We start from the raw sequence: 7,880 nt of genomic DNA, 5'->3' as shown, positions 1-7,880 counted from the left end.
GTGGTTTTTTGTTTCGTGCACTCGCTCTGCTCGCGCACTCAACCAGGTCTAAAGACATTAATGCAAAAGGAGGCCAGTAAAAATACTAGTCTCCTTTTCTTATATCGAACAGTTGCGTTGCGCTAATTATCTGGTAAAATGTTTAGGTGTTCACAAGCTAGATTGAGCTTTAATTATGTTTATAATATGTTACTATTAAACGTGAGTAACCGTTTTCATTAACGGGTGAAATAAAGGATTTTGCATAATGGATGAATGGATGAACTACGAACAATTTGATCGGCAAACATGGCACGGCTTTTTCCCAACTGATTCGGTGCGGTTAACCCAAGGCAACTTGGATGAAATTAAATCGTTGAATGACCGAATTTCAATTGAGGATGTGCAGGATGTATATTTGCCGCTAATAAAATTAATTCAACTGCGCTACCAGAACTTTTTGGAATGGCAGATGCAAAAGGCAAACTTTTTACAGCGTTCCACGATGCGCATTCCATATATTATTGGGATTGCGGGTTCGGTTGCAGTTGGGAAGAGCACCATCGCTCGGCTGATTAGTATCTTACTAAATAAGATGCTGCCGGATAAGCGGGTAGAATTAATGACAACGGATGGGTTCTTATATCCTAATGCAGAATTAAAACGGCGGGGGATCATGGATCGGAAAGGCTTCCCTGAATCATATGACATGGAAAGGCTCCTCCAGTTTCTTAATGATGTTAAGGCAGGGGAACCAGTTGTCAAGGCGCCTACATACTCCCATCAAGTTTATGATGTTCAGCTGGATAAACCCTTGGTAATTGATCGTCCAGATATATTAATTGTAGAAGGGATCAACACGTTGCAATTGCCAAGTAACCAGCAACTATATGTCAGTGATTACTTTGACTGGTCATTGTACGTTGACGCAGATCCGGACCTGATTAAGCATTGGTATCTTCAACGATTTGGGATGCTGTTAGATACAGCCTTTACTGATCCGTCAAACTATTACTATCCTTATTCGAAGGGTGACCGCCAAGAAGCATTTAAAATGGCAAAAGATGTTTGGCAACGTGTCGACCTTCCTAATTTACGAGAGTTTATCCTGCCAACTAAGAGTCGTGCTGACGTAATTTTACACAAAACTACTGGCCATGTCGTGGATAAGCTTTACTTGCGACGGGGTTAATTGGTTAGCCAACTATATAAGTCAATGATTTCAATATCAGGATCTAAACCAGCGTAATTGAGCGCTGGTTTTACTGTAATTAAAAGCTTTTTATATTTTGCGGAAAGTTGCCGTAATCCGCTGATCGCCCGACGATAGGCGCCATCATCAGCAAGCGAATAAGCAATTTGAATACAGGTAAAGATATCATTTTTGATTGCGACAAAGGTAATCTCATTATCTTTGATACGGCCGCTATATACTTGATAGCCTTGGCTCAACAAGTCAATAAAGACGATATTTTCAAGGATTCGTTGAGAAAGGACATTCTTTTTTAGTGTGAGCGCCTGACGAATACTGGGATCTACCGGATAATAACGAATGTTGGTGCTTTTGACGTGGCGACGGGAAAAATCATATTCTTTGCATGGGTAAAAGATAAAGGACGTCTGTAAGAACTGTAAATAAAAATCGACTGTCTTATTGGAAGTAGTGATGTGGTGACGTTTAAGACTATCGACAATCTGGGAGATATTTTGTGTGGTCCCAGCATGATGAGCTAAGTGATGGGCAAGTTGCTTAGTTAGGCCTGGATTGCAAAGGGTCGCTTGTTGGGTGAAATCGGTAATAATAATCGTGTTGATGATCCCATTCACATAATTGCGGAGGTTGATTGGATCGTGAATTTCGTGAGTATAGGGAAAACCGCCCTCATTTAAATATTGATACAACGTTTGGGAATCAGCTTCTTGGTGGTTCCTTTTTATGTATTCACGGAAACTGCAAGGGAAAACGGGGATGATAGTATAAGGAACCATTTGTTGAAGATTTTCTTTCTCCAAAATGGTTTTGTTGGAACTTGTAATATAGATATCAGTATTGGAGAGTGAATTTAGGGCATTTACAACGCGGGCAAACTGGGGAACCACTTCAACTTCATCGAGGAAGATATAATTCATCTGGTGTTTACTAAGCCGATCAAGGATAAATTGTAAGAGATATTCTGGATTGCATAATTCGTTTTCTAGGAGATATTCAAAGTTGATCACTTGAATTTGACTTGAGGAAATTTCTTGACGCCGGAGAGTTGCCCGAAACTGGTCAAGAATAGTCGTTTTACCACACCGCCGAACGCCAACAAGAATCTTAATTGTTGACTGGTTCATGCTGTTTATTAGTTGGTTAAGATATTTTGTCCGAATAAACATATTGCACCTCAAGTAAAAAATAACTAACTAAATTTTATCAAATGCAGAAAGCGCATTCAAATCAACCGAATTTGGAATGGATTACAAATCCTGCATTAGAAAATCTAGTTAAAACATCTAGTAAAAGTAAAAAATAAATCTTTTTAATCCTAATGTATCAATGTTCAAAACGGTTGCACGTGATATTTATGACTCATTTTTATTGACAATTACTCACAGACCACTTAAGAAGGATACAGATTAAATGAGATGAGGAGGCTGTCGAAATGATAAAAACTGATAAAGATACTAAAACACTTGAGGCACAAGCAGTTGATGAAGAATTACGTCTATTAAATATTGATTTAGAACACTAATTAAATATCCTCAATAAAATTCCATCTAACGAAAAAGGCGTGAGAAAATTTAGCTCCCGTCTTTTTTGTTATGGAATATTAAATAATCATTGACCATGCCATGTTCAGCCTGTAAACTAGCCTTTAAGAATAAAAATTTGAACAAAGGAAGTGTCATTGTGGCAAACATCAATTTAGATGCGTTTGATAAGATCATTGTCTTGGATTTTGGTAGCCAATACAATCAATTGATTACTCGTCGGCTTCGTGATTTCGGTATTTATTCCGAATTGCTTTCTCACAAGTTAACCGCAGACGAGATCAAAGAGATTAATCCTAAAGGGATCATCTTCTCTGGTGGTCCTAATAGTGTTTATGATCCAAACGCATTCAAGGTCGATCCAGAAATCTTTAAGCTTGGTATCCCGATTCTAGGTATTTGTTATGGAATGCAATTAATGTCATACGACCTTGGCGGAAAAGTTGAAAAAGCTGATAACTCCGAATATGGACGAGCAGATATTGAAGCACTTGATGACGAGGCTGTATTATTCAAAGGTTTGCCAAAGAAGCAATATGTATGGATGAGTCATGGTGATTTAGTAACTCAAGCCCCAGTTGGATTTGAAGTTACTGCTACTAGCAAGAACTGTCCAATCGCATCGATTGCTGATAATGACCGTAAATTCTATGGTGTTCAATTCCACACTGAAGTTCGTAATTCCGAATACGGATTAGACATTTTACGCCGCTTTGCTTTTGATGTTTGTGGCGCTAAAGCAAACTGGACGATGGATGACTTCATCGATATGCAGATTGATGAAATCCGCAAAGAAGTCGGTGATAAGAAGGTTATCTTAGGTCTTTCTGGTGGGGTTGATTCCAGTGTTACCGCCGTTTTGATTCATAAGGCAATTGGCGATCAACTTACTTGTATCTTTGTTGACCACGGATTGTTACGGAAGAACGAAGCTGACCAAGTGATGGATGCGTTGAGTCGCGACCTTGGTGTTAACATTATTAAGGTTGACGCAGCAGATCGCTTCTTAGGTAAGCTTGAAGGTGTTACCGATCCAGAACAAAAGCGGAAGATTATCGGTAAGGAATTTATCGAAGTCTTTAACGAAGAGGCCAAGAAGATTAAAGATGCTGATTTCTTAGCTCAAGGTACGCTTTATACGGACGTAATTGAATCTGGAACAGACACCGCCCAGACAATTAAGTCTCACCATAACGTTGGTGGTTTGCCAAAGAAGCTCGGTTTCAAGTTAATTGAACCATTACGCAAGCTCTTTAAGGATGAAACCCGTGAACTCGGTGAAAAACTTGGAATTCCACATGAATTAGTATGGCGTCAACCATTCCCAGGTCCAGGTCTTGGAATTCGTGTTATTGGTGAAATTACTCCTGAAAAGCTTGAAATTGTTCGTGAAAGTGATGCAATCCTTCGTGAAGAAATCAAAAAAGCAGGTCTTGATGAAAAAATTTGGCAATACTTTACTGTCTTACCAGGTATTCGTTCAGTTGGTGTCATGGGTGATGGCCGGACATATGACTATGCAGTTGCTATCCGGGCCGTTACCTCAATTGATGGGATGACAGCCGATTTCGCTAAGATTCCATGGGATATTCTTCAAAAGATCTCAGTCCGAATCGTAAATGAAGTCGACCACGTTAACCGCATTCTTTATGATGTTACGAGTAAGCCACCTTCGACGATCGAGTACGAATAATTTAATAGAACAATATGAATTGGGAATCCTAATTTGACGGCATTTGTAGAGGCTAGATCTTAGTAGAAAATACAGGTTTAAGTAAAGTTGTCTACCGTTTTTCTACTGTGATTCTATTTCGATGATTAGGTAACACAAAAGGAACTAGAGCATGTTTACTGCGACTAGTTCCTTTATTTTTCTACTAGAATAGTATTTATTAACGTGACTACCTTGTCTTTAAATAGCTAGGCAGTCATTTTTTGTTTCTTTTTGGTGATTCAAAAAGAAATTGTTGGTCCAGTTGGCAAGTACAGCTGGTCGGTGTTGTTACTTATGACGAAAACATAAGTAAATCAGATGTGAAATCTCGAAATGACCTTGAATGCAATCTCAAGGTACTCATTTTCGAATGTAATATCTGATCGCTCGGCGGGGTGAAGGGGAGCTAGCAAGGCCCCCCTCCAAGCATTAGTTACGTATTACAAACTTGTTTGATATTACGAACTTAATTGCTTGCAAGTTCGTTTGTTCTTGTATTATAATATAGTTGAATAATTGGTCTAGACCAATACAAAAAACAAACGAACCCGACGAAATGAGGAATTTAGTCAGTCGTTGTCACGAGCACGTGAAGACTGAAAATTTCTTTTGCCGTCAGGCAAACTGAGGAGGTCAAGAATGGATGGAACCATTAAAGAATAAATTGATTCAAGCCCGATTAAGTGAAAATGAACTTGCGGACTTTGAAGAAGTGAAACGTGAATTTGGCGTTGCGGGCAACTCTAAAGCAATGCGGCAAATGATTCAGGATGAAAAGATGCTAATGAAAGCTAAGAATGACTGGCATAACGACAACCGTGATGCTGTAACGGCCTTAGTACAACAACTGAATGACCAAGGACGGTTACCACTAGTTCAAGCACTGTACGGATTGACGAACACTAAATCGTCATCAGAGTTGTCTATTGTGCGTGATCAATATGCCGATATTCAGCAACAGCTCCAAGCTATTATGTATACAATTACGAAATCGGGGAATAATCTTAACCAGATTGCGCATGTTTTGAATGCTGCAAAGCAACAAGCCGAACAAGAAGATGACGATTTAACCGATGACGACTTATGGCGGTGGGTTGCTAAGCAGCTAGTCGAAAATAGTCGTGTTTTGGTTGAATTGCAACAAGAGATCATCAACCTTAAGAATGACACTGGATCGTCAAATCAGAAAGCTGGTGGCACCGTTGTCAGTCCTGGAAACTCACTCATGTCGTAGTAGTTACGGCAGGCTACAGTATTTGTTCCAAGAACCGCCACATAGTTACCAAAAGACGTCGCAGCGGGTGCTAGCAAGTACGGGATTTAACATTAAACTGTTGCATAACCCTAATGGCGATATTTCGGCAACGCAAAATGGCGTGTACTTGGAAAAACAATTTAAGGCTAACCTAAAAAGAGCCCACAATCCCAAACGAAAGTATCAAGCGCAAACTTTAATTATTTCTTTCTCAGAAGATGAATTTGACACTTCAGATCTTAACCTACAAGCTAAACAAGCATTGGTGCTGGTTCAGCACTTTATTCATCAGCATTTTGCCGATGCACAGTCTATAATTGCAATTCAAGCAGACAGCGAAGGTGGAAAACTACACGCACATGTTGTTTTTAATACCATCAAGTCAAATGGTCGAACAATTCCAACTAATCGTTTCAACATACATAAACTACGATCCAGCTTTGACCGTGAAATGATCAATAACTACCAATTTGTTACAGGTCACAGATGGACTAATCCAATACATAACCAACAAGAAAGACAAGATGTTAATAATTTAACAACACGATCTGAATGGCAACAGAATTTAAAGAAGATAATCGCACAAGTTAGGTGCGAAGTAAACTCACTTAAGGAGTTTATCCGGCGCTTAAACGATGCTGGAATAACCGTGACTGAACGCCAGAAGGGAAGCGCCTGGACTTACCATCAAACAGTTCATGGTAAGTCATACAAAGTTCGTGACTTTTATCAACGAGTAGATAAACAAAATGGTGAAGTTTTGTCAACTCGCGGTTTGGGCCAAACGTTTACTAAAAGTTATTTAACAGGTTACTTTAAGCAGAAAGAAGTGGAGGAAGATACTAATGAACGACGACAATCAAAAGATGAAGAATTCGAAAAAATCAAAACGATGGCAAGAGATGCTCGAATCAGAACTGCTAGACAACAGCGACTCAACCAACTCAACCGACAACGAAGTGAAGCCGCCAAGGCTGAAGAGCAGAAACAGAGATCTCGCGGAAAAGCTAGACTATCTCATCGACGAGTCAGCAAAGCAAGGCGACGTCAATCGAGTGTCGAAGAACGTCGACAGCTTGAGCAACAAGCTCGACGAAAGCAAGCAAACACTAAAAGAACAGCTGAAGGACCAGAGCTCTAAAGTGGTTAAAGCAGTAGCTGATGCCCGAGCCATTGGTTATTCAGATGGGCTGGTCGGCCGTGTTGACGCGATGGACCAGAAAATTAGTGGGCTTGAGGCTGATATTAACTTACGCGAACAGAACTTGGATCAGAAGACCCAAGAATGTATTGCTAAAGTAGCCGACTTGGACCAAGCTAGTAAATATTTGGAGAATTATACTCAAGCAGTTAATAATCGGTTAGTACCAACGATGCGTAACTTAATCTTGGCTATGCGTAACGGGATTACTCACCATACAGAAGAAGTTACTAATGACGTTTACCAGCAACTAAAGAAGGATACAGGATTATCGGTTGATGAAATTATCAAGACGGCCGTGAGCCAAGACTTTACCAAAGAACGTGAGAGTGCTGAAGAAGCCAGTGCAAGTGCAAAACTTAGCGCCAAAGCTAGTCAACAATCAGTGAGACAAATTGCTACCATGCTAGAAAATTTTATGACCTTCCTTGTTATGTTTGGCATTGAATTAGTTATCTTGGTGGCAGTTGTAGCTGTTACGCCTGGATGGCAAAAGTTGATAGTAGCACCACTTGGCATAATTATTTGTGGAGTAATGGATTGGAAAATTTATAAGAAGGGAGATTGGGATTAATGTCATTTGATGTTAGCTTAATGAGTGATGAGCAGCTTGATGAACTGCTTGAAAAGCCAAAGAAAATTCCAACATGGAGAGTTGTGAACACTCAAACTGCCCGCGAAAAGAAACGCGTTCGACAGCTTGAACTACATAATAAGCAATTAGAAGCAGCACGGCTATATCAGAAGAAGCGACAACGAGCGCGGTTGTTAGCAGCAAAACGGAAAGAAGAGTTACAACAGCAGAAGCAAGTAAACCGAAATAAGAGGGCAAAAGCAACTAAGGAAAAGGACGGCGGCTTGGAATTATAGTCATGCTTTAAAGCAGAAAACCGCCTAGCCCTAAAGCTAGACGGTCGTCAAAGTCGCTAAACCATGCTATAATATAAGCGTAATCAGAATATATTATATTCAACAAT

At 39.8% G+C, this 7,880-nt stretch carries 7 protein-coding genes; 6 read left to right on the top strand and 1 reads right to left on the bottom strand.

The features are described from left to right. Positions 1–247: 247 nt before the first annotated feature. Entirely contained in the window at positions 248–1,171 is a 924-nt protein-coding gene (gene coaA, locus AACL61_RS09750; protein ID WP_339111320.1) for a type I pantothenate kinase, read from the top strand. Here the strand turns inward: coaA and AACL61_RS09745 are convergent. Then, positions 1,168–2,358, bottom strand: coding sequence for an ATP-binding protein (locus tag AACL61_RS09745; RefSeq protein ID WP_339111319.1), 1,191 nt, complete (start codon positions 2,356–2,358; stop codon positions 1,168–1,170). The genes coaA and AACL61_RS09745 overlap by 4 nt on opposite strands. Before the next feature lie 514 nt (positions 2,359–2,872). On the opposite strand from AACL61_RS09745, the gene guaA reads away from it, so the two are divergent. The 5 genes from guaA to AACL61_RS09720 all read left to right on the top strand — a co-directional run bounded on the left by guaA (position 2,873) and on the right by AACL61_RS09720 (position 7,773). Continuing rightward, positions 2,873–4,426, top strand: a complete 1,554-nt coding sequence (gene guaA, locus AACL61_RS09740; RefSeq protein ID WP_339111318.1) for a glutamine-hydrolyzing GMP synthase — start codon at positions 2,873–2,875, stop codon at positions 4,424–4,426. 664 nt (positions 4,427–5,090) lie between these two features. After that, positions 5,091–5,681 carry a plasmid mobilization relaxosome protein MobC gene (gene mobC / locus AACL61_RS09735; protein ID WP_102816362.1) on the top strand — a complete coding sequence of 197 codons (591 nt, stop codon included), beginning with the start codon at positions 5,091–5,093 and terminating at the stop codon, positions 5,679–5,681. 22 nt (positions 5,682–5,703) lie between these two features. Continuing rightward, the gene (locus tag AACL61_RS09730) at positions 5,704–6,843 is read left to right on the top strand and encodes a relaxase family protein (protein WP_339111317.1); all 1,140 of its coding nucleotides are present in this window, start codon (positions 5,704–5,706) and stop codon (positions 6,841–6,843) included. A gap of 1 nt (position 6,844) precedes the next feature. Next, positions 6,845–7,477, top strand: coding sequence for a hypothetical protein (locus tag AACL61_RS09725; RefSeq protein WP_339111316.1), 633 nt, complete (start codon positions 6,845–6,847; stop codon positions 7,475–7,477). Beyond that, a complete protein-coding gene (locus AACL61_RS09720; protein WP_109975977.1) occupies positions 7,477–7,773 on the top strand; it encodes a hypothetical protein in 297 nt (98 codons plus the stop codon). Before AACL61_RS09725 ends, AACL61_RS09720 begins: the two co-directional genes overlap by 1 nt. The last annotated feature ends 107 nt before the right edge of the window (positions 7,774–7,880 follow it).

The organism is Limosilactobacillus reuteri subsp. porcinus (assembly GCF_036621895.1).
Classification (GTDB): domain Bacteria; phylum Bacillota; class Bacilli; order Lactobacillales; family Lactobacillaceae; genus Limosilactobacillus; species Limosilactobacillus reuteri_J.
Note: the sequence above shows the minus strand (reverse complement) of the source record. Positions and strands in the feature narration are given on the sequence as shown.

What these genes read in the sequence shown, in the direction of transcription:
- mobC (WP_102816362.1), top strand. Translation starts at nt 5,091, where the DNA reads ATGGAACCATTAAAGAATAAATTGATTCAAGCCCGATTAAGTGAAAAT.
- coaA (WP_339111320.1), top strand. Translation starts at nt 248, where the DNA reads ATGGATGAATGGATGAACTACGAACAATTTGATCGGCAAACATGGCAC.
- AACL61_RS09745 (WP_339111319.1), bottom strand. Translation starts at nt 2,358, where the DNA reads ATGTTTATTCGGACAAAATATCTTAACCAACTAATAAACAGCATGAAC.
- AACL61_RS09720 (WP_109975977.1), top strand. Translation starts at nt 7,477, where the DNA reads ATGTCATTTGATGTTAGCTTAATGAGTGATGAGCAGCTTGATGAACTG.